Here is a 24,342-nt window from a genome sequence, read left to right on the forward strand (position 1 = left end):
GAGGCCCCGCCGTGCGCAGCTACCGCCTGGCCGGGGCCCCGTGCGGGGCCGGCAGGAACCCTGTTCCATGGAAGTACGTCAGGTAGCGGGTCAGCACCTCGTCGGTGAGCGGTGGCAGATGCAGCCCCAGGGCAGCCGTGGCCCCGGCCGTCCGGCTGGAGTCGAAGCGGCGGCGGTCCTGCGTGTCGTGCCGGGTCCGCCCCTCGTCGTCGCCGAGGAACAGTTGCGCCGCGTTGTCGTGCTGTCCCGCGACGAGGGCCTGCCACTGCTCGGCAGGGACCGTGCGCAGGTCGTGCCCGAGACGGGCCGCCACCTCGAAGACGCGGTCCAGCCCGGGCGCGTCCGGGTTGGTGAGGTGGTAGGTCTCCGCTCCGTCCCGGCCTGTCAGGGCGAGCGCGACGACCGAGGCGCTGACGTGGTCCACGGGCACCCAGTCCGTCGTCCCGTACGGCAGGTCGGGCACCGCTCCCGCCTGGAGGCACCCCTTGATGAGCTGCCAGAGCAGGTCCCGGTCCTGGCAGGCACCGGTGACGGTGTCGCCGCTGATGCGGCCGGGGCGGTGGACGGTCACCGGCAGCCCGCGTTCGCGGGCCAGACCGACCAGGCCCTCGGCGACCCACTTGCTCTGTGCGTACCCGTCCGGCAGACCGGACGCCGGGCCCGTCGGGCTCGACTCCGTGACGGTGAGGTTCCCGGAGCCGCCCACGGGGGCGTAGACGCTGGTGGTCGAGACGTAGTGCATCCCGGGTGAGGCGGAGTCGGCGAGCAGGCGCAGCAGTTCCTCGGTGCCGGCCACGTTGGGGGCGCGCAGATCGTCGTACCCGGCGGCGAAGTTGACGTGGGCGCCGTTGTGCAGGACGGGGCCGAGGCGGCGGACCAGGGCGGACCGGTCCTCCGGCGAGAGGCCCAGGCCCGGGGCGGCGAGGTCGCCGGGGACGGGGTGGACCAGCTCGGCGTACCGGGGGCGCCACAGGCCGTAGTGCTCCAGGTTGGCCCGCAGCCGGTGTGCCGCGCGCCGTTCGTCCCCGGCCCGTACGAGGCAGTCGACCGGGCCGTCGGTGGTCTCGATGAGGTCGCGCAGGAGGAAGGCGCCGAGGAAGCCCGAGGCGCCGGTCAGGAACGGCCGGGTGCCCGGGCGGAGGACTCGGCGGGAGGTGAGGGGCTCCGGAGCGGCACCGGGGCGGCCGGTACCCGTGATGTCCGCTGGCAGCCTCACCTCGGCCGCGAGGTCGGGTCCTTCGGTCTGCTCCTGGTCGTCCTCCCCGGCGGTGTGCCCCAGGAGGCGGTCGACTCCTTCGACGGTCGGCGCCGAGAACAGGGCCCGGAGGCTGAGGCGTCGGCCGCAGCGTTCGTCGATGCGCCGGGCCAGGGTCACCGCGAGCAGCGAGTGCCCGCCGAGGGCGAAGAAGTCGTCCGTGACTCCTACCTCGGGCACGCCGAGCGTCCGGGCGAACACCTCGCACAGGGCCCGCTGGCGGGCGGTGCGGGGCGCCCGGCCCCCCGGCCGTGCGCCCCGGTCGGGCGCGGGCAGGGCCCGCCGGTCCGTCTTGCCGTTGGGGGTGAGGGGCAGGGCGTCGAGACGTACGCAGGCCGCGGGGACCATGTGGCCGGGCAGGACCGTGGCGAGGTGGGAGAGCAGTTCGGTCTCGCCGGGGCCTGCCGAGCCGTCCGCGGGCACCGTGTACGCGACCAGGCGGCGGTCCCCGGGCCGGTCCTCCCGGACGACGGCGCAGGCCGCAGCGACACCGGGCAGGTCGGTCAGCGCGGTCTCGATCTCACCGAGTTCGATGCGGAAGCCACGGAGTTTGACCTGGTCGTCGACGCGGGAGACGTAGACGAGCTCCCCGTCGGCCGTCCACCGCACCAGGTCACCCGTGCGGTACATGCGTCCCCCCGTACGGTCGAAGGGGTCGGCCACGAAGCGGGACGCGGTCAGGGCGGCACGGCCGTGGTAGCCGCGGGCCACCCCCTCGCCCGACACGTACAGCTCGCCGACGACACCGGGCGGCACGGGGGCCATCCGGTCGTCCAGGACATGGACCCGGGTGCCGTTGACGGGGACTCCGATCGGCACGCTGCGGTCGGGGGCGAGCAGCCCGTCCTCGTGCTGGAAGCCGCTCATGGTGGCGCAGACGGTGGTCTCCGTGGGGCCGTAGGCGTTGACCAGGAACCGGTCCCGCGCCCAGTCGTGGACCAGGGCGGGCGAGCACGCCTCCCCGGCGAGGACCACGGTCGTCCCGGCGGGCAGGGAGGCGGGCGGCATCACCGCGAGGACGGCGGGCGGCAGCGTGAGGTGGGTGATGCCCCGTTCCTGGATCAGGGTCGCGAGGGCGGGCCCCGGCAGGAGGGCGTCCCGTTCGTCGATCACCAGGCAGGCCCCGGAGAGCAGCCCCATGCACAGTTCCCAGAAGGCCGCGTCGAAGCTGACGGAGGCCATGTGCAGCACCCGGCTGCCGGGGGCGACGCGCAGCCGCTCGATCTGGGTCCTGGCCATCGCACCGGCGCCCTGGTGGGTGACCACGACTCCCTTGGGCCGGCCGGTGGAGCCCGACGTGTAGATGACGTACGCCGGGTTCGCGGGGCGCGGCACCGGGGCGGGACGGGTCCGCACGGACGCCGGGGCGGCCCCCAGGTCTCCGACGTGCAGGTACGGCACCGCGGACGCGGGCAGGCGGGGGTGGACCGTGGGGGTGGTCAGCAGCAGGCGCGGCCGGGCGTCGTCGAGCATGTAGGACAGGCGCCGGGCCGGGTAGTCGGGGTCGAGCGGCACGTACGCCGCCCCGGCCTTGAGCACGCCGAGGAGGGTCACGACCAGGTCGTGCGTGCGGGGCAGGGCCACGGCCACCCGGTCCTCGGGGCCGATGCCCAGCGCCGTGAGGTGGTGGGCGAGCACGTCGGCGCGGGCGTCGAGTTCGGCGTAGGTGAGTGTCGTGGCGGCGTCACGGACGGCGGGGGCGTCCGGGGTCCGCCGCGCCCATGCCTCGAAGAGCGCGGGGACCGTCGCGGCGGGCAGGTCCTCGACGGGTCCGGTCCCCCGGGCGGCGAGGAGTGTGCGCTCGCCGGCGGTGAGGACGTCGTAGGAGCGCAGCGGGCGGCCGGGGTCGGCTGTGACCGCGTCGAGGAGCAGGACGAGCCTGTCGGCGAGGGCGCGGACCGTGGCGGCGTCGAAGAGTTCCGTCGCGTAGTCGACGGCGGCCCGCATGCCGGTGGGCGCGCCGCTCTCGTCGTACGTCTCGGTGAAGGTGAACGACAGGTCGAACTTGCTGACCCCGGGGTCGAGCGGCACGCCGCCGGCGGTGAGGCCGGGGAGGTCCAGGGGAGCCGCGGGGGCGTGGTTCTGGAGGATGAGCATCGTCTGGAAGAGCGGATGGTGGTTCTGCGAGCGCGCGGGGTTGAGCAGCTCCACCAGGCGCTCGAAGGGGACGTCCTGATGCGCGTATGCGGAGAGGTCGAACTCCTTGACTCTGTCGAGGAGTTCGAGGAACGTCGGGTCGCCCGTCAGGTCCGTGCGGAGCACGAGCGTGTTCACGAAGAGGCCGACGATGTCCGAGGCTGCTTCGTCGGTGCGTCCGGCGACAGCCGTGCCCAGGGGGATGTCGTCACCGGCACCGTGGCGGGAGAGCAGGAGCGACAGCGCCGCCTGGAGCACCATGAAGACGCTGCAGCCTCCGGTGCGGGCGAGGGCGGCGATCTGCCGGGCGGTGCCGCCGTCGAGGGAGAAGTCGTGGGTGGCACCCAGGTGCCGGGGCACGGCCGGGCGCTGCCGGTCCCACGGCAGGTCGACCATCTGCGGCAGCCCGTCCAGCGCCTTCCTCCAGTGGGCGAGCTGCCGCGCCACGAGGCTCTCCGGGTCGTGCTCGTCGCCCAGCAGCCGGCGCTGCCAGAGGGTGTGGTCGGCGTAGTCGACGGACGGGCCGGCCCACACGGGTGCCTCGGCGCGGGCACGGGCACGGTAGGCGACGCCGAGGTCGTGGGCGAGGGGTGCCAGTGACGAGCCGTCGGCGGCGATGTGGTGGATCACGAGGGCCAGGACGTGCACCTCGTCGGACAGGCGCAGCAGGGTCGCCTCGACCGGGAGGCGGTGCTCGATGTCGATCGGCGCGGTCGCGGCCTCTCCGATCCGGCCGGCGAGGCCGTCCTCGCCGACGGACTCGACGGTGAAGGGGAGGCTGACGTCGTCCGGGGCGGTGATGTGCTGGACCGGCCCGCCCTCCCGCTCCGGGAAGACGGTGCGCAGGGCGGCGTGCCGTACGACGACGTCGTGGAGTGCACGGCGCAGGGCGTCCGGATCGAGCGGTCCCTCCAGGCGCACGACGAAGGGGATGTTGTACGTGGCGGACGGCCCTTCGAGCCGGTGGAGGAACCAAAGCCGCTGCTGGGCGTACGACAGCGGGAGCTCGGCGGGGCGTTCCTGCGGGACGAGTGCGGGGCGGGCGGTACGGTCCGCGTCCCGCAGCGCGACGGCCAGTGTCGCGACGGTGGGGTTCTCGAAGAGGGTGCGGATCTCGGTCTCGGTGCCCAGGGCAGTGCGGACGCGGCCGGCCAGCCGGGTGGCGGTGAGGGAGTGGCCACCGAGTGCGAAGAAGCTGTCGTCGATCCCGACGCGGGCCACACCGAGCACCTCCGCGAACAGCCCGGCGAGGATCTCCTCGTGCGCGTCGCGCGGCGGCCGGTGCACGGCGGCCGACGGGGCGGCGGGCGCGGGGAGGGCCTTCCGGTCGAGCTTGCCGTTGGGGGTGAGCGGCAGCCTGTCGAGCGGCTGGACGACGGCCGGCACCATGTACGCGGGCAGGTGGCGTCCGACGTGCGAGGCCAGGCGGTCGGGGTCGGGGACGTGCCCGGGGGCGGGGACGACGTAGGCGGTGAGGGTGCGCTCGCCGGGCCGGTCCTCCCGGACGAGCACACAGGCGGCGCGCACGGACGGTTCGGCGCGGAGCACCGCCTCGATCTCGGCGGGTTCGATCCGGTGGCCGCGCAGCTTTATCTGCTGGTCGGCCCTGGCCACGTAGTGCAGGGTGCCGTCGGCGCTCAGGCGCACGAGGTCTCCGGTGCGGTACATGCGTGTCCCGTCGCCCGCGAACGGGTCGGCCACGAACCTGGTCGCGGTGAGGCCGGGACGTCCCAGGTAGCCGCGCGCCACACCGGGGCCCCCGACGTACAGTTCGCCCTCGGCACCGGACGGGACCGGCCGCATGGATCCGTCCAGGACGTACGTGCACACGCCGTCGAGCGGCCGTCCGATGGAGGGCACGCCGTCGGGGGTGTCGTCGGGGAGCACACGACGGCGGGTGGCGAAGGTGGTGGTCTCGGTCGGGCCGTAGACGTGGAGGAACGCCGTGTCCGGGTGGCCGGCGGCGAGACGCTGGAGGACCCCGGGGGCGGCGGCCTCGCCGCCGGTGGCGGCCAGGCGCAGCAGGCCCAGGGCGCCCGGGTCGGTCTCGGCGAAGACGTTGAACAGTGCCGTCGTCAGGAACGCCCCCGTCACGCCGTGCCGGCCCACCAGGTCCCGTAGCACGGCGGGTTGGAGGGTGCCCTCGGGAGCGACGACCACACGGCCGCCGTTGAGGAGGGGGGCCCAGATCTCGAAGGTGGAGGCGTCGAAGACGTACGCCGAGTGCAGCAGGACGGCGTCGACGGCCCCGCCGTCCCAGGTGCGGTCGGCCGCGAGTGCGGTGATGTCGGCGTGGGTGACACCGACGCCCTTGGGCAGGCCGGTGGAGCCGGAGGTGAACATCACGTACGCGAGCCGGGCGCCGCCCGTGACGGGGGCGAGGGCTCCCGGAGCGTCGGGTCCGCCCTTCCTGACTCGCCCGGCGGCGTCGACGCACACCACCGGCACATCGGGACCGAGCTGCCGCACCCAGGGATGCGTGCGGGTCGACTCGTCGACGATCAGGGCATGCAGGGGGGTCGTCCCGGTGACGCGGACGAGCCGTTCGACGGGCCAGTTCGGGTCGAGGGGTACGTAGGCCGCGCCGGCGCGCAGAGCGGCCAGTGAGGCGGTGACCAGGGCGGCCGAGCGTCCCATGAGAATCCCGACGCCGTCCTCCGCGCCGACACCCAGCCCTGCCAGGGACCCGGCCAGCTCGGCCGACACCTCTTGGACCTGACGATACGTCAACTGTTCGCCCGGGCCGGTCACGGCCACCGCGTCCGGGTGACGGTCGGCCCGCCGGGCGAAAGCGTCCGGAACACTCATGTCCGCCGTGGCGCACGTGAGTTCGGTGCCGCGCCCCTGGGCGATCAGCGAGTCGCGCTCCCCCTCCAGGAGGACGGGGACGGCGTCCGCCCGGCGGTCGAGCCCGTCCGCCATCACCATGAGCAGACGCTGCAGGCGGGCGGCTGTACGGGTCACCTCGTCGCGGTCGAGCACCGCCGCCCGGTACCCGAATGTGATCTTCAGGGCGTCGCCGGGGGCGACCGTGAGGGTGAGCGGGTAGTGGGCCGCGTCGGTGCCGCTGAACCCCGTGACGGCGAGCCCGGGAAGCCTCTGCTGCGCGGTGCGCAGGGCCTCGGCGTCCATCGGGTAGTTCTCGAACACGACCAGGGTGTCGAAGAGTTCGTCCAGGCCGGTGACGCCGCGTATCTCGGTCAGGCCCACGTACTGGCTGCCGAGGAGGCGGCCCTGCTCCTCCTGGAGCCGGGCCAGGAGCGCGCCCAGGGTGTCGCCGGGCTCCGGGCGGACCCGCACCGGCACCGTGTTGATGAAGAGGCCGACCATCGACTCGATGCCGGGAATCTCCGGAGGGCGCCCGGACACGGTCGTCCCGAACACGATGTCGCCGCGCCCGGTGAGGTGGGTGAGGAGCAGCCCCCAGGCGCCCTGGACCAGGGTGTTGAGGGTGAGCCGGTGGGCGCGGGCCGTCTCGCGAAGCCGGTGCGTCGTGGCCGCATCCAGGGTGAGGACGAGGGTTCCGGGCAGCTCGCCGGAGTCCGGCACGTGCGCCCCGCCGTGCCCGGTGAGCCGGGTCGGCGCCTCGATCCCGGCGAGGGCGGTGCGCCAGGCGTCCAGCGCGGCTGGGCGGTCCTGCTGGGCCAGCCAGGCGAGGTAGGTGCGGTACGGGGCGACGCGGGGCAGGGCGCTGTCGTCCCCGCGGCGTGCGTACAGCTCGAACAGCTCCTGCACGAGCAGGGGCATCGACCAGCCGTCGAGCAGGATGTGGTGGCTCGTCATGACCAGCCGGTGGCGCAGCGGCGCGGTGCGCACCAGCGTGAACCGCATCAGCGGCGGAGCGGTGAGGTCGAAGCGGCGGGTGCGGTCGGCGGCGAGGAACGAGGTGAGCCGCTCCCCCGCCGTGCCCGTCCCGTCCGGAAGCGTCAGATCCAGCTCCTCCAGCGGCACCGGGACCTCGGCCGCGACGGCCTGCACGGGCTCGTCCAGGCCCTCGTGGAGGAAGCCGACCCGCAGGTTGGCGTGCCGCCGCAGCAGACCGGCGACGGCGGCGCCCAGCGCGGCGACGTCGACGGAGCCCTCGAGGTCGAAGACGAACTGCGCGGTGTAGACGTCCACGGCCCGGGAGTCGTACAGCGCGTGGAAGAGCATGCCTGCCTGCAACGGCGTCAGAGGCAGCACGTCCTCCAGCTGGAACCCTGTCACTTGCGTCCACCCCACATGTTCTGAAGTCGGTCGATCTGGGTCTGGTCGAGCGAGACCAGGGGAAGGTCGGACGGCGTCCAGCCGCCCGCGCCGGGTTGTTCGGTGTGTTCGGCGATGGCCCGCAGGGCCCGGGTGAAGGCGTCGGACAGCGCCTCCATGTCCTCCTCCTTGAGGAGGTCGCTGGGCCAGGTCCAGCGGGTCACCAGACGTGGACCGTCCGGACGGTCCTCGGTGTGCGCGTTGATGTCGAGGACGTGGTGGACGGGCATGTCCGGGTCCTGGCTGCGCGGGCCGCCGCCGTCGAGCACCACATCCCAGTCGGAGCCCTCCCCCTCCGGGGAAGCCGCGTACCGGCCGAGGTAGTTGAAGCCGATCTGGGGTTCGGGCGCGCCGGCCAGCCGGGGCCGGGTGGCGGCGTTGAGGTGCCGCAGCATTCCGTAGCCGACGCCGTGGTCGGGGACGGCTCTCAACTGCTCCTTGACGCGCTTGACGGCGCGCTCGACCAGCGCGGAGCCGAAGAGGCGGGGATCACGCGTGTCGACGGGCCCGGGGTCGATCCGCACCGGGTACAGGCTGGTGAACCAGCCGACCGTGCGGGACAGGTCGATGTGGTCCGCGATCTGCTCGCGGCCGTGGCCCTCCAGGTCGAGGAGCACGCCGGTGCCGTCCGGCGGGGCTCCGCCGGGCACGGTGGCGCGTTCCGCCCGCCAGGAGCAGACGGCGAGAGCGAGGCCCGTGAGCAGGACATCGTCCACCCCCGCGTGGAAGGCGGTGGGGGCCGTGGTGAGCAGCGGCTTCGTCCATGCGGCCGGCAGGTGCGTGACCAGGGTCCGCGTCCGGTCGGCGGTGTCCAGGTGGGGGTCGAGCGTCCGGTACCCGAGCTGGGGGTCCGGGGTCCGTGACACCGACTCCCACAGAGGGAGTTCCGCCTCACGTCCGGCGTCGAGCGCCTGCTCAGCGAGGAGTCGCGCCCAGTCCCGGTAGGACGTGGTGACGGGGGACAGCGCCGCCGTGGTGGCGCTCCTGCCGGGGGCCGCCGCACCGGTGACGGCCTGCCAGGCGGTCGCCAGATCGTCGGCGAGGACGCGCCAGGAGACCGCGTCGACGGCCAGGTGGTGCACGACGAGCAGCAGCCGTCCGCGTGCGTGCGGGCCGGCGTCGCACCAGACGGCCTCGACCACGTCCCCGTCCGCGGGGCGCAGTCGCCTGCGTGCCTCTTCGCCGGCCCCGGTGACCGCGGCGCGGACGGCGTCGGCGCCGAGACCGCGGACGTCGATCCGGGTGAAGCGGCGGCCGGCCGGCACGGTACCGGGTGGCAGGGCTTCGAGGATGGCTTCGCCCTCCGCCGGGCGTACGACCCGCAGACGGAGCATGTCGTGGTGGTCGATGAGGAGTTGCAGTGCGGCGACGAGAGAGCCCTCGTCGGCTCCCGCGGGTGTGCGCAGCACCCCCGACTGGTTGTAGCCGTCCGAGGCGCCCGGCCGCTCCAGGAACCACGCGGCGATGGGGGTCGGCGGCATCGTCCCCGTGCCCTGTCCCGCCGGTGCGGTGACGGCCCGGTCGAGCGTCGTGGCGGCGGCCGCGATGGCCTCGGGCGTGCGGTGGACGAAGACGTCGCGCGGGGTGACGGCCAGGCCGGCCTCCCGGACGCGGCTGACCAGCTGGATGGAGAGGATGCTGTCGCCGCCCAGGGCGAAGAAGTCGTCGTCGGTGCGTACGTCGGGGGCGCGCAGCACCGAGGCGAACACGTCGCGGACGACGCGTTCCTGCGCGGTGCGCGGCTGTCCGCCCGGACGGGTGGCGGCAGGGCGCTCCGGGGCGGGGAGGGCGCGCCGGTCGGTCTTGCCGTTGGGCGTCATCGGCAGCGCGTCGAGGGTGACGAGGACGGCGGGCACCATGTACGGCGGCAGCGCCGACGCCAGGCGGGCCCGTACCTCGCCCTCGTCGGGCGCAGGGGTGCCGCCACGTGGGTCCGGCACGGTGTAGGCGACCAGGCGCCGCTCACCCGGGTGGTCCTCACGGACGAGGGCGCACGCGGCGGCGATGCCGTCGAGAGCGGTGAGAGCCGCCTCGATCTCACCGAGTTCGATACGGAAGCCGTGCAGCTTGACCTGGTCGTCGGCGCGGGACACGTAGGTGAGCAGGCCGTCGGCGTCCCGCCGGACGAGGTCGCCGGTGCGGTACATCCGGCTTCCGGCGGGCCCGAACGGATCGGCGACGAACCTCGCGGACGTCTGGCCGGGGCGTCCCAGGTAGCCGCGCGCCAGTCCGTCGCCCGCGATGTGCAGCTCACCGGTGACGCCGGGCGGGACCGGCCGGAGTCCGGGGTCCAGGACGTAGGCGCGGGTGTTGTCGACGGGGCGGCCGAGCGGCACGCTCCCCTCCCCCGCCGGGCTCCCCGGGGCCCCGCGCCGGTAGGGGTGGGCGGCCGCGTCGATGGTCGTCTCGGTGGGCCCGTACAGGTTGTGCACCTCGACCTGCCAGGCCTGTGCGACGCGCTCCGCCAGGGACCGGGTCAGGGCCTCGCCGCCGCACAGGACGGCCCTCAGGGTCGCCGGTGCTTCGCCGGGGCGGGTCTCGGTGAGGACGAGCGAGAGGTGCGGGGGCACGAACTGGACGAGGGTGACGCCCGCGTCGCGCATCCGGGCCAGCAGCCCGGCGGGGTCGTGGTTGGCGGCCTGGGGCACGGGGCAGGTGGCACCGCCGTGCAGGAGGGGCAGCCAGGTCTCCCAGACCGAGGCGTCGAAGCTCGGCGAGGTCCGGGCGAGGATGCGGTCGTCGTCGGTGAGGCCGACGTGGTCCGCCATCCATGCCATGTGGTTGGTCAGGGAGGCGTGGGTGACGACGACGCCCTTGGGCCGTCCGGTGGAGCCCGAGGTGTAGATCACGTAGGCCGCGTCGAGAGGGTCCGGCGCCGCGTCGGCGGGCGGGGTGCCTCCGGTGGACCAGGCGGCCCGGTCGTCGAGCGGGAGGCACGGGACGGACGGCGCGAGCCGCCCGGCACGGGCGGTGCCGTGGGTGAGGAGGAGCCCGGGGCGGGCGTCGTCGAGCATGTACGCGATGCGTGCCTCGGGGTACTCCAGGTCGACGGGCAGGTAGGCGGCTCCCGCCTTGACCACCGCCAGCATCGCCACGGCCTGGTCCGCGGTCCCTTCGAGGGCGAGGGCGACGAGGTCGCCCCGGCCTGTGCCCCTGCCGTGCAGGTGATGTGCCAGATCGTCCGAGAGCACGTCGAGTTCGCCGAAGGTGAGACCGCCCGTGCCCTCCTGCACCGCTGTCGCACCGGGCGTCCGTGCGCACTGCGCGCTGAACGCCTCGGGTGCCGTGCGCGCGGTCACGTGCCGGGCCGGTCCGTGCGCGGCGCGGTCGAGGCTCTGCCGCTCGGCCGCCTCCAGGACGTCCACGGAGTGGACGCGCCGGCCGGGGTCGGCGGCGAGCGAGGCGAGCAGGCGGGTCAGCCGGGCCGCCAGGGTCCGTGCGGTGGCGGGTTCGAAGAGTTCGGTGGAGAACTCCAGGACGGCCTCGAGGCCGGCCGGTCCGCCCGCCCCGTCGTGCCTCTCGGTGAAGGTGAAGGTCAGGTCGAACTTGCTGATCCCGGTGTGCACGTGTTCTTCCGTCACCGTGAGACCGGGAAGGTCGACGGTGGCGTCCGCCTGGTTCTGGAGCACGAGCATCGTCTGGAACAGCGGGTGGTGGTTCTGGGCGCGGGCGGGGCTGATCGCGTCCACGAGCCGCTCGAACGGCACGTCCTGGTGGGCGTACGCGGCCAGGTCGAACTCCCGGACGCGGTCGATCACCTCACCGAAGGTGGGGTCCCCGGTGAGGTCGGTGCGCAGGACGAGGGTGTTGACGAAGAATCCCACCAGGTCGTCGAGGGCCTCGTCGGTGCGCCCCGCGACCGCGGTGCCGAGCGGGATGTCCTCACCGGCGCCGTGGCGGGAGAGGAGCACCGAGAGCGCCGCCTGGAGCACCATGAAGAGGCTGCATCCGCGGGCACGGGTGAGGTCCGTCAGGGCCCGGTGGGTGTCCGCGTCGACGGGGAACGCGAACGCGTCCCCGGTGTAGGCCGTGACGGCGGGGCGAGGCCGGTCGTAGGGCAGATCGAGGAGGTCGGGGGCTCCTGCCAGGGCGGTGCGCCAGAAGTCCAGCTGCCGGGCCGCCGGGCTGGACGGGTCGTCCTCGTCCCCGAGCAGCTCACGCTGCCACAGGGTGTAGTCGGCGTACTGGACGCGGAGTTCCGTCCATCCGGGCTCGACACCCTCGGTCCGTGCCCGGTAGGCCTCACCGAGGTCGCGGGCGAGCGGGGCGAGCGACCAGCCGTCGCCCGCGATGTGGTGGATGACCAGGACGAGGACGTGGCTCTCGGCACCGGTCCTCACCAGCCGCGCCCGTACGGGGAGTTCCGCGCTCACGTCGAAGGTGTGCGCCACCTCGGCGGTCAGGACCTCGCCGAGGCGGGCCGGTTCGGTGTCGTACGGCGTCAGATCGAGGTCGGCGCCGTCGGCGTCGAGGACGAGCTGGCGTGCCACGCCGTCGGTGTCGGGGAACACGGTGCGCAGGCTCTCGTGGCGGCCGACGACGTCCGCGAGCGCGCTCTCCAGGGCTTCCACGTCGAGCGGACCGTCGAGGCGGAGCAGGAGGGGCACGTTGTAGGTGGCGCTGGGCCCTTCCAGCCGGCCGAGGAACCACAGGCGCTGCTGTGCGAAGGACAGCGGAAGCGGATCGGGGCGGATCGGGGCCCGCTCCAGAGGCCTCCTGGCCTCTTCGGCGCCGTCCAGCGCGGCGGCGAGCGCGGCCGGGGTGGGGTGCTCGAAGACCGCCTTGACCTGGACCTCCACGGCGAGCGCGGTACGGATCCGCGCGGCGAGCCGGGTGGCGAGCAGGGAGTGGCCGCCCAGCGCGAAGAAGTCGTCGTCGACTCCGGCGCCGTCCAGGCCGAGCACGTCGGCGAACACGGCGCAGAGGATCTCCTCGCGTGCGGTGCGCGCCGCACGCCCCCGGTCCGGAGCGTGATGGCCGGGTGCGGGCAGGGCGCGGCGGTCCACCTTGCCGTTGACGGTCAGCGGCAGGGCGTCGAGCGGGACGAAGGCGGAGGGCACCATGTAGGCGGGCAGGGACCGGCCGACCGCTCGGGCGAGCTCGCCGGGCTCGGGACGCGCCCCGGGCCCGGGGACCACGTAGGCGACGAGCCGCCGGTCGCCGGGGGTGTCCTCGCGGATGACCACGAAGGAGTCGGCGACTCCGTCGCAGCAGGCCAGCACGGACTCGATCTCGCCCAGTTCGATGCGGTAGCCGCGCAGCTTCACCTGGCCGTCGGCGCGGGTGACGTACGCGATCTGCCCGTCGCGGGTCCACCGCACCAGGTCGCCGGTGCGGTACATGCGCCCGCCCGCCGGGTCGAACGGATCGGCCACGAAGCGCGTGGCGGTCATGCCGGGCAGGCCGGTGTACCCGCGTGCCACACCGCGTCCGGCGAGATACAGCTCGCCCACGACGCCCGGCGGGACGGGTCCCAGGGAGCCGTCGAGGACGTACAGGCGCATGCCGTCCAGCGCGCGCCCGATGGGTGGCGGGCCCGGGGGCAGGCCGGCCGTCACGTCGTAGCGGGTGGCGAACGTGGTCGTCTCGGTGGGGCCGTACACGTGCAGGACGCGCACGCCGGGGGCGGTCCCGGCCACCCGCTGCATCGCGTCCGGAGAGGCCAGCTCCCCTCCGGCGCACACGAGGCGGAGGCCGGCGAAGGCACCCGGATCGGTCTCCGCCATCACGTTGAACAGGGCCGTGGTCATGAAGACGGCGGTCACTCCCCGCTCGTGGACGGCGTCGCCGAGGACACGGGCCTCCAGGACTCCGTCCGGCGCGACGACGATCCGGCCGCCGCGCAGGAGCGGGGCCCACATCTCGAAGGTGGAGGCGTCGAAGACGTACGCCGAGTGCATCAGGACCGCGTCGGCGGCGCCGTCGTCCCAGGCGGAGTCCGCCGCCAGCGCCACGACGTCGGCGTGCGTGACACCGACCCCCTTGGGCAGGCCGGTGGAGCCGGACGTGGACATCACGTAGGCGAGGGCCCCGGGGCCTGGTACGGGCGCGGGGACACCGGGCCGCTCGGGCGCGCCCCGCAGGACGCGGCCGGCCCGGTCCACCGCCAGGACCGGTATCCGGCGGGCGGCAGCGGTCACCCAGGGGGAGGCGAGGGCCTCCTCGTCGACGACGAGCACCCGTACGGACGCCACCCCGGCGACCTGGTCGAGCCGTTCCTCGGGCCAGCGGGCGTCCAGCGGGACGTAGGCGCCTGCCGCACGGACCGCTCCGAGGGACACCGACACCACGGCCGGCGACCGGCCGAGCAGGACGCCGACCCCGTCCTCCGGGCCGACGCCGAGGCCCGCCAGCGCGCCGGCGAGTTCGGCGGACAGACGGTCGAGTTCGGCGTAGGTGAGGGCGGTGTCGTCGCCGACGACGGCCACCGCCTCCGGAGCGCGGAGGGCCTGGGCCGCGAAGAGCGCGGGCAGCGTGGCGGCCGCGGGATCGGAGGGCAGGGGAAGGCCGGTGCCCCAGTGCCGTACGCGGGTCTGCTCGTCCGACGTCATCAGGCCGTAGCCCGCGAGGGGCCGGCCGGGGTCGTCCGCCACCTGTTCCAGGAGGCGGACGAGACGGGCCGCCAGGGTTTCGACGGTGGTCCGGTCGAAGAGCGCGGTGGCGTATTCGATCCCGGCGTCGAGCACGCCCTCGGCGCGCTCCTCGGTGAAGGCGAAGGTGAGGTCGAACTTGCTGAGGCCGTTGTGGACGAGCCGCCCCTCGACGGTCAGGCCCGGCAGATCGGCGCGGGCCGTCTCCTGGTTCTGCAGGACCAGCATGGTCTGGAACAGCGGGTGGTGGTTGCGTGCCCGCACGGGGTTGAGGCTCTCGACGAGGCGCTCGAAGGGCACGTCCTGGTGCCCGTACGCGGCCAGGTCGAACTCCCGCACACGCACGAGCAGTTCACGGAAGGACGGATTGCCGGACAGGTCCGTGCGCAGGACGAGTGTGTTGACGAAGAACCCGACCAGGTCCTCCAGGGCCTCGTCCGAGCGGCCGGCGACCGGCGAGCCGAGCGGGATGTCGTCACCCGCGCCGTGGCGGTGCAGGAGAGTGGCCACCGCCGCCTGGAGCACCATGAAGAGGCTGCTGCCCGACTCCCGGGCCAGGCTCAGGAGACGGGAGTGCAGGTCCGGCGGTACCTCGAAGGTGTGGACGGCCCCCCTCGGGTCGGTCGTGACCGGGCGCGGCCGGTCCAGCGGCAGCTCGATCAGGCCGGGCAGACCCGCGAGCGCCGTGTGCCAGTGGTCGAGTTGCTGCCGCAGCACGCTCTGCGGCGCCGTGTCGTCCCCCAGGGCCGCGTGCTGCCACAGGGTGTAGTCGGCGTACTGGACGCCGAGTTCCGTCCATCCGGGCTCGACGCCCCCGGCCCGTGCCCGGTAGGCCTCACCCAGGTCACGGGCGAGCGGGGCGAGCGACCAGCCGTCGCCCGCGATGTGGTGCAGGACGAGGACCAGGACGTGGTGACCGGGTGCGGAACGCAGCAGCAGGGCGCGCAGCGGGAGGTCCGTCACCACGTCGAACGGCTCGCGCACGGCGGCCAGGACGTGTGCCTCCAGATCGGCGGGAGCCGTGGTCACGAGGGGCAGGCGCGGTGTGGCGTCGGCGGCGGGGAGGACCGACTGGTGGGGTACACCGTCCCGTTCGGGGAAGAGCGTGCGCAGTGCCTCGTGCCGTTCCACGACGTCGCGCACGGCGGCTCGGAGGGCGTCGACATCCGGCACTCCCCCCAGCTCGAGGACGAGCGGGATGTTGTAGGCGGAGCTCGGTCCCTCGAGCCGGTTGAGGAACCACAGGCGCTGCTGCGCGAAGGACAGCGGAAGCGGATCGGGGCGCCGTACCGCGGGTACCACCGGTGGGCGCGCGCGGCGCTGGGTGTCGAGGACGCGGGCCAGCCCCGACACGGTCGGGTGCTCGAAGAGCGTGCGTACGGTGGTCTCGGCGCCCAGGACGGCACGGACGCGGCTGACGACACGCATGGCGAGGAGCGAGTGACCGCCCAGGTCGAAGAAGCTGTCGTGCGGGCCGACGACCGGCCGGTCCAGGACATCGGCGAAGATCCCGGCGAGCAGGTCCTCCTGGAAGGTGCTCCCTCCCAGGCCTGCGGGGGTGTCGGTGTCCGCGTCGGGTTCCGGCAGTGCGCGCCGGTCCGCCTTGCCGTTCGGCAGCAGCGGCAGGTCGTCCAGGACGACGACGGCGCCGGGCACCATGTGGTGCGGCAGCGTCTCGGCGAGGTCGTCGCGCAGGGCGGCGGAGCGAGGAGCCGGGTCACCGGCGACGACGTAGCCGACGAGGCGGCGCCGGCCGGGTATGTCCTCGCGGATCATGGCGCACGCGGCCGTGACGCCGGGTCTGGCCAGGAGTGCCGCCTCGACCTCACCCAACTCGATGCGGAAACCACGGAGTTTGACCTGGTCGTCGGCGCGCGCCACGTAGTCGAGCAGACCGTCCCGGTTCCCTCGCACGAGGTCGCCCGTCCGGTACATGCGGGCGCCGGTGGCGTCGAACGGGTCGGCGACGAACCGAGCGGCGGTCAGTCCCCTGCGCTCCAGGTAGCCGCGGGCGAGGTGGGCACCCGACAGGTACAGCTCGCCGGTGACTCCGGGCGGTACGGGCCGCAGCCTGTCGTCGAGCACGTAGGCGCGCATGGTGTCGACGGGGCGGCCGATCGGAACGGTCTCGGACGGTGTCCCGGCGTCCCCGGGGCCGCCGGCCCGGTGGGCGGTGGCCTCGATGGTCGCCTCGGTCGGCCCGTAGAGGTTGTGCACCTCGGCCCGCCACAGACCGGCGACGTCGTCGGCGAGGGCGCGCGGCAGCGGTTCACCACCGCACAGGACGGCGCGGAGTCCCGGCAGCGGCGCGGAGTGCGCCGCCTCGGCGAGGACGAGGGCAAGGTGCGACGGTACGAACTGGGCGACGGTGACGTCGTACCGGCTCATCCAGGAGACGAGAGTCCGGGGATCCTGGTTGGATTCGGCCGGCAGTACGCAGACTTCGGCGCCGTTCATCAGCGGCAGCCACAGCTCCCACACGGAGGCGTCGAAGCTGGTGGAGGTGCGGGCGAGGACCCGGTCCTCCCGGGTGATGCCCAGGTGCCGCGCCATCCAGGCCATGTGACCGGCCAGGGCGGCGTGCGGCACCACCACTCCCTTGGGCCGGCCGGTGGAGCCGGAGGTGTAGATGACGTAGGCGGGATCCGCCGGGTGGGGTGCGACCGGAGCGGCAGTGGGCGTGGTGGGGCCGGTGGTCAGGGTGGACGGGTCGTCGAGGGCGAGCCACGGTATGCCGTGTACGGGCAGGTCCCTTCGGACGTCCGCGGTGGTGAGAAGCAGGACGGGCCGGGCGTCGTCGAGCATGTGCTGGATGCGGGCCGGCGGATACTGCGGGTCGACCGGCAGGTAGGCGGCACCCGCCCGCAGGACGGCCAGCATGGCGACGGCGGTGTCCACCGACGGCGGCAGGGCGAGTGCCACCCGGTCCTCACGGCCCGCGCCCCGCTCACGCAGGAGCTGGGCGAGGGCGTCGGCACGGGCGTCGAGTTCGGCGTAGGTGAGACTCGTGTGCGCGTCCCGCGCGGCGACCGCGTGGGGGGTGCGTGACGCCCACTCCCGGACCGCTTCGGGAGCGCTCGGGGCGGGGTGCGTCCGCTCCGCGCCGCGTCCCAGCGCGAGGAGCCGGCCGCGCTCGCCCGGTGTGAGCGGGTCGAGATCGCCGATGGGACGGTCGGGGTCGGCCACCGCCCGGGTGAGGAGGTGGGCGAAGCGGTCGCACAGGGCGCGGGCGGTGGCGGCGTCGAAGAGGTCGGTGGCGTACTCCAGGTACCCACCGAGGCCGGCGTGCTCCGGCTCCGCGGTGGTCCCTGCCGGTTCGGTGGGTTCACCGGCGCCGGCGGCCTCGGTCAGCGAGAACGTCAGGTCGAACTTGCTGACGCCGGTGTGCCGGGACCGGTCGTGGACGGTGACTCCCGGCAGTTCGAGCCCCGCCCGCTCCTGGTTCTGGAGGACCAGCATGGTCTGGAAGAGCGGGTGGTGGTCGGCCGACCGCTCGGGGTTGAGCGCCTCCACTATCCGTTCGAACGGGAGGTCGCCGTGGCTGAGGGCGGCGATGCCGGACTCCTTCACCCGGCCGAGCAGCTCACGGAAGGTCGGGTCGCCGGAGAGGTCCGTGCGCAGCACGACCGTGTTGACGAAGAACCCGACCAGATCCTCCAGGGCGTCGTCGGTGCGTCCGGCCACCGCCGTCCCCAGCGGGATGTCGGTGCCTGCGCCGTGGGCCCGCAGCGTCACGGCAAGGGCGGCCTGGAGCACCATGAAGGGGGTGCAGCCCTCGGCACGGGCGAGCCGGGTGAGCGCCGTGTGCGCGGCAGCGGGCAGCTCGAAGGGGACCGTGTCGCCCCGGTGGCTGGGAGCAGCCGGTCGCAGCCGGTCGAGGGGCAGGTCGAGCAGACCGGGGGCCCCTCGGAGCGCCTCCTGCCAGAAGGCGAGCTGGCGTGCGGCCAGGCCGTCCGGCGCATCGTCTTCCCCGAGCAGCCCGCGCTGCCAGAGCGCGTAGTCGGCGTACTGGACGGGCAGCGGGGGCCAGTCGGGCGCGCCCCCGCCCTCGGTCCTGGCGCGGTAGGCGGCGCCGAGGTCACGGCTGAGCGGTGCGAGGGACCAGCCGTCGGCGACGACGTGGTGCAGCACGAGCGCGAGGACGTGGCGGGTGTGCCCCAGGCGGAGCAGCCGGGCACGGACCGGCGTGTCGCCGGTGAGGTCGAAGGGAGCGGCGGCGAAGAGGCGAACCGCCTCCTCGGCCCAGGCGGCGGGGTCCTCCTCCGAGGGGGCCGACTCGACGGCCAGGGGAACGAGTGATCCCGCGACATCCGCGTCGAGGACGACTTGGCGGGCGACCCCGTCGCGGACGGCGAAGACGGTGCGCAGGCTCTCGTGCCGGGCGACGACGTCGGCCAGGGCACCGCGCAGGGCTCCCGCGTCGAGCGGGCCGTCCAGTTCGAGGACGAGCGGGATGTTGTAGGTGTCTCCCGAGCCCTCGGCCTGATTGAGGAACCACAGGCGCTGCTGTGCGAAGGACAGGGGCACCGCTTCGGGCCGCCGCTGCGGGGTGAGCGCGGGCCGGGCCGGGGCTGCGGTGTCCAGGACGGTCGCGAGGGAGGCGACGGTGGGGTGGTCGAAGAGCGTCCGCAGGGTGAGTTCGGTGCCCAGGGCCGCCCGAACGCGGCCGGTGAGGCGGGTGGCGAGCAGGGAGTGGCCTCCCAGGGAGAAGAAGCTGTCGTCGACACCGACGGCCTCCACACCCAGGACATCGGCGAACAGCCCGGCCAGGACCTCTTCGTAGGCGGTACGCGGGGCGCGTCCCGCGGCAGCGGTGGCGGAGGCGCGGGGCGCGGGCAGCGCGCGGCGGTCGACCTTCCCGTTGGCGTTGAGGGGAAGCGCGTCGAGGGGAGCGAACACGGAGGGCACCATGTAGGCGGGAAGGGCGTTCCCGACACGGCGGGCGAGGGCGGCGCCGTCCGGACGGGTGCCGGGAACCGGCACGACGTAGGCGACGAGCCGCCGGTCACCGGGTACGTCCTCGCGGACCAGTACGCAGGCAGCGCGCACGGTCCCGTCCGTGAGCAGGATGTTCTCGATCTCCGCGGGCTCGATGCGGAAGCCGCGGAGTTTGACCTGGCCGTCGGCGCGCCCGACGTACTCGATCTCACCGCCGGCGGTCCAGCGCACGAGGTCGCCGGTGCGGTACATACGGCCACCGGACACGTCGTACGGGTCGGCGACGAACCGTGTGGCGGTCAGACCTCTGCGCCCCAGGTAGCCCCGGGCGACACCGCGGCCCGCCACGTACAGCTCCCCCACGACGCCCGGCGGCACCAGGCCGAGGGTCGCGTCGAGCACGTACAGCCGCATCCCGTCCAGGGCCCGGCCGATGGGCGGCACGCCCTCGGTTCCGGCCGCCACCGGATGGTGCGTGGCGAAGGTCGTGGTCTCCGTCGGCCCGTACACGTGCAGGACGCGCGTAGCGGGTGAGGCGGCGGCCACCTGCTGCATCAGGGTCGGCGAGGCGGCCTCACCCCCCGCGGCGATCAGGCGCAGACCGGAGAAGGCCGACGGGTCCGTCTCGGCCACCAGGTTGAACAGGGCCGTGGTGAGGAACAGCGCGGTCACCCCGTGCCGGCCGGTCATCTCCCTGACGGTCCGTGCCTCCAGGACGCCGGCCGGTGCGACGACCACGCGGCCGCCGTTCAGGAGGGGCACCCAGATCTCGAAGGTCGATGCGTCGAAGACCTGGGCCGAGTGCAGCAGGACGGCGTCTGACACGCCGTCCGCCCAGGTGGCGTCGGCTGCCAGGGCCAGGACGTCGGCATGGGTGACACCCACCCCTTTCGGCAGGCCGGTGGAGCCGGAGGTGAACATGACGTAGGCCAGCCGGCCGCCGAGGACCGTGCTCGGCGGCGGTCCCGGACGCGGCGGGCGACCGCGCACGACACCACCGAGACCGTCGACGACGACCACCGGCATGACGGAGGCCGTCTCCACCACCCAGGGCTGTCCGGCGGCGGCCTCGTCGACCACCAGGGCGCGGACACGGGCGACTTCCGCGACGCGGGCGAGCCGCTCGTGCGGCCAGGCCGCGTCCATCGGTACGTAGGCCGCGCCCGCCACGACCGGACCGAGCGTGGCCGGCACCACGGCTGCCGAGCGGCCCACGAGCACGCCGACGCCGTCCTCGGCGCCGATTCCCCATCCGGCCAGGGCGCAGGACAGGTCCTCCGCGGCCCGGGCCACCTCCCGGTAGGTGAGCGTGACGGCGCCGTCCACCACGGCCGGGGCGTCCGGTGTCCGCCGGGCCCGCGCGCCGAACACCTCGGGCAGGCTCGATGCCACGGTCTCCGCCGGGAGCCCGGCGCCGCGTCCCCGCAGGAGCAGCGCCCCGGCCTCCTGGTCGTCGAGGAACGGCAGGTCGTGGAGGGGCAGGTCGGCGGCCGCGCCGGACAGGGCCGACAGGAAGGAGACGATGGCCCGCTGGTGCAGCCGCACGTCCTCGGGGCGGTACAGCTGGGCGTTGGTGTCGAAGCCGATCAGCGGCCCGCTGCCCTCGGACCTCTCCGAGATGAAGAAGGACACGTCGTCGACGGGACCGATGGACAGGACGCGTGACCTGGCGGGGCTGCCGCCGAAGTCGAGGTCGTAGTCGTAGCCCATGATGTTGACGACGACGTCGGTCAGACGCGCCGCCTCGTCGGCCATGTTCAGTTCACGGGCGAGTTGTTCGCGGGAGAAGCGGCGGTGGCGCAGGGCGCCGCGCATCTCGTCGGCGACGGCGCGTACGAGCGCGCCGACCGTGGTGTCAGGGGTGATGGTCAGCCGGAGCGGCAGGATGTTGGCGGTCATGCCGACGACGTGCCGCAGTCCCCCGTGGCGGCCGTTGGAGGCGAGGCCCACGCTGACGTCCTGAGTCCCGGAGACCCGGGCGGCGTAGGCGGCCACCGCACTGACGAGAACGGCGGTCCAGCTGGTGCGGCTGCCGGACGCCAGCCGGCGCAAGCCGTCCAGGACGGCGACGGGCAGGGTCTCACCGTTGTGCAGCTGGACATCGGCTCCGGCGGGCTCGGCCGGCACCGGGGCATCGGTCCGCCTGCGGATGAGCGACGTGCCACCGCGCGTGTCCGCGTCGTTCCGGGAGCTCCCCGGGGCCGCCGGTCCATCGTTGGCCAGGTCGGCGAATTTCTGCGTCCAGTAGGCGCGGTCGGCCTCCTGACGGGCCGAACCGTCGTAGGCCGCCTCGTCGGATATGAGGTCGCTCAGGGGTGCGGCCGGCAGCTCGGCCGCTGCGAGGTCCTCCCCACGGACGGCCCGCGCGTAGAGGTCGGCGACGGTGCGGGCGAAGACCGCGCCTCCGAGGCCGTCGACGGCGATGTGGTGGTAGCGGAGGTACCAGTAGCGCAGCCGGTGGTCGAGACGCAGGAGCGCGAAGTGGTGGTGCGGGGCGTCGAGCCGGTCGACGGTCGCCATGTCGTCCGTCATGTAGCGCTCGGCGGCGGCGACGGGGTCGGCGGCACCGGACACGTCGACCAGGCGGAGCCGGTCCGTCCCTCCGGTCCCGGAGCGGACGACGCGCTGACGAACCGATTCCCCTGCGGTGACGAACTCGACGTTGAGACTGTCACACAGGGTGACGGCCCGGCCGAGCGCGGCGGCGAACAATCCCTCGTCGAGGTCGCCCTGAATCTCGAAGCATTCCCCGATGTTGTATTTCGGACTGTCCGGGTCGACCAACTGTCCGTACCAGACACCTTGCTGGGCCGCAGTCAGTCCGAGGAACTCCTCGGGATCCGCATTCGACGAGGGGGAGCGGTTTTCATGCATGCCGGCGACACCTTTGGGGAGAGTTTTCGGGGATGGCGAACAAGGCGGGTCGAAAACCGGCCACACCTTCACGCCGGCCATTGGGTACGGTCGACCGACGCGGGGACGGAAGCTGCGCCACCGATGCCCCTCCGGTGCTCTCAGGGGCTCGTACCGGATCGCGACGACCCGGAATGAGACATGCGTGGCTTCACGTATCGAGGGCAGGCCACGGCGAGGCCTACGGATGATTGATGAATAACGCGTGAACAACACGCATGACGGGGTATCAGCGTGCGAGCGAAGGCCAATTGTTTACGCGTTTGATCAATATCGATCAAAATGAGAGCGGAGTTGGTCCGATTTGATCACCACGGCACTGCTCGCTCCGGGCGCGACGCTCTCGCCGCCCCGGACCACGGTCTATCCGGCGTCAGCCCCCATGGACCTGACCAGACTGGCCGGCCGCATGTCGGTCCAGGCCCGCTCGATCACATCCAGACAGTCCTGACGCGACCCTTCGGGACCGTCGACCCGCCAGCCGCCCGGGATATCGAGATGCGCGGGCCACAGCGAGTACTGGCCCTCCTCGTTCACCAGCGGCACGAACCGCCCCGACTCGTCATCGAAAGGGTTGGTCACGGCGTCCCCCACCTGTTCTCACCATTCGCATGGAAAGTTCTTCGTTCGTTTCCGGACATGGTCAAGCCGGCCATTTTCGGCGGTAGTCCCACTATCGATCCCCCAGCCCTCCGCATGCGATCCGGCCACGCGGAGCGGCGACACCCTACCCGCTCGAATACCGACGGTAAACCGGCGATCGGGAGACGACTTCCCCGGTCACGCCCGTTCACGCCAGTCACCCTAGAGGAACAGCGGGAACCGAGAGGTTAATTCATCCCGTTACCCACGAGTACGCAATGGGACGGGGGGAACAGAATTCGCCCTGGACATATGCCAACCGGCCCGCTGCGCAAACATCAAGTCACGCCCATGTCCTCATTGCGCCGTTATCTCTGGCTATGACCCACACACTTCCGGATAATCTCGCGCACGCGCCCGCTCACTCCCCGTATGCACCCTGAATGCGCGTCGAGCCCCCGTGCGCCGGGCATGCGCCCCATGCATCTCGCCATCCGAGCGCCATCCGAGCGAACCGTTCGTCACGAAGCCGACGAAGAGCGCCGGATGACGGGGGGCCGGTGGCCGGTGGCGGGCGGCCGGTGACAGGTGGCCGGTGGCGGGCGGCCGACGACGGGCGGAGGCCGGCAACAGGCCCCTCGGCCCTCCGCCGCTCAGCACCCGGCCCGGACGGCCGGAACGGGCGCCCCGCCGCCCCCCGGCAGCCGTCCGGGGTCTGTCGCGACAGGTGGAACAGGCCATCCACCGCAGGGCCAACTCCCCGGAACGGGGCATTGATCGGCCGAAGTTCCACTCGCCTTCGATCACCTTTCCGGCAGGTTAACACTCGCTCAACGCCGAACCATTGTGCGAATATGACGGCTGCCGATCGTCCGGCATATGCAATAGCCACACAGCTGCGGGCGATCTCAAATGCTGAGAACCGGTCGCGTGGCATACCCCCAGGCCACAGGCGTCTCTCGCATAATTCGACTCACCTGGCGTCGACTTTCAGACTCTTCACAAGGGGTTAACTCCATAAGCCCTCGGGCCTGTTAGCGTCCCGAGGGACGGAGCGAAGTCCACAAGGAGGTGAAGGGTGCGAGCAGCGGTGGTCCGGTTCGTTCTCGCCTTCCTCATAGGCCTCCTATTGGCCCCGAACTCCGGCACTCCCTCACCGCACCCCCACGTGTCCGCGACGGCGATGCCGGCGGACCGGGTACCGGAGGCGGCCGAGGGCGCCGCGCACGGCGAGTACGGCACCTGCGGCACCCCGGACCGCGGCGGCGACCCGAACGGGGTCCTGCGCCATCGCGACCGGCATCGCTCCGCCACCGTGCCCGTTCCCGAGACGCCCTCGCGTTCCGCGGTGACGGGTGACGCCGACGGCATGCTCGCACCGGCGGCCGTAGCGGCGATGGGCAACGCCCATCACACGTCCAGATCCTCGGACGCCCACTCCACCTCCGTGCTTCAGGTGTTCCGCTGCTGAGCTGACCGAGGCGCTCGGAGACCTGCCCCCGCCCGCAGTCCTGTGTGACCCGGCGGCGTGGGGCCGTCTCGACCTGCCCGCCCGGCCCCCGGTTCTCGTACGCGTACCGGCGCGCCGTCCTTCGGCGCGCCAGGAGGAATCACTGGCATGCAAACACTCTTCGACCACCCTTCGGCAGAAGACCCAACCACCGGCGTCAGCACCCTCCGGGC

The 24,342-nt window shown here is 73.3% G+C and carries 4 protein-coding genes; 1 reads left to right on the plus strand and 3 read right to left on the minus strand.

What is annotated here, in order from left to right; genetic code table 11:
• Positions 1–19: 19 nt before the first annotated feature.
• From ACFUNE_RS24525 to ACFUNE_RS24535, 3 genes are all read right to left on the minus strand, one after another.
• Positions 20–7,597: an amino acid adenylation domain-containing protein gene (locus ACFUNE_RS24525; protein WP_383571922.1), complete on the minus strand. Its 7,578-nt coding sequence runs from the start codon at positions 7,595–7,597 to the stop codon at positions 20–22.
• Positions 7,594–22,038 (minus strand): amino acid adenylation domain-containing protein, encoded by a 14,445-nt coding sequence (locus tag ACFUNE_RS24530; protein WP_383571925.1) that lies wholly within the window; start codon positions 22,036–22,038, stop codon positions 7,594–7,596. The genes ACFUNE_RS24525 and ACFUNE_RS24530 overlap by 4 nt, the downstream gene beginning before the upstream one ends.
• A gap of 402 nt (positions 22,039–22,440) precedes the next feature.
• Positions 22,441–22,659 (minus strand): MbtH family protein, encoded by a 219-nt coding sequence (locus ACFUNE_RS24535; protein ID WP_383571928.1) that lies wholly within the window; start codon positions 22,657–22,659, stop codon positions 22,441–22,443.
• 1,078 nt (positions 22,660–23,737) lie between these two features.
• On the opposite strand from ACFUNE_RS24535, the gene ACFUNE_RS24540 reads away from it, so the two are divergent.
• Complete coding sequence (locus ACFUNE_RS24540) at positions 23,738–24,130, plus strand: hypothetical protein (protein ID WP_383571931.1); 393 nt, start codon at positions 23,738–23,740, stop codon at positions 24,128–24,130.
• The last annotated feature ends 212 nt before the right edge of the window (positions 24,131–24,342 follow it).

Source organism: Streptomyces sp. NPDC057287, assembly GCF_042667905.1.
In the GTDB taxonomy this organism is placed as follows: Bacteria; Actinomycetota; Actinomycetes; order Streptomycetales; family Streptomycetaceae; genus Streptomyces.

Bases quoted from the DNA above. Each gene is read 5' to 3' on its own strand.
- ACFUNE_RS24530 (WP_383571925.1), bottom strand. From the start codon at position 22,038: ATGCATGAAAACCGCTCCCCCTCGTCGAATGCGGATCCCGAGGAGTTC.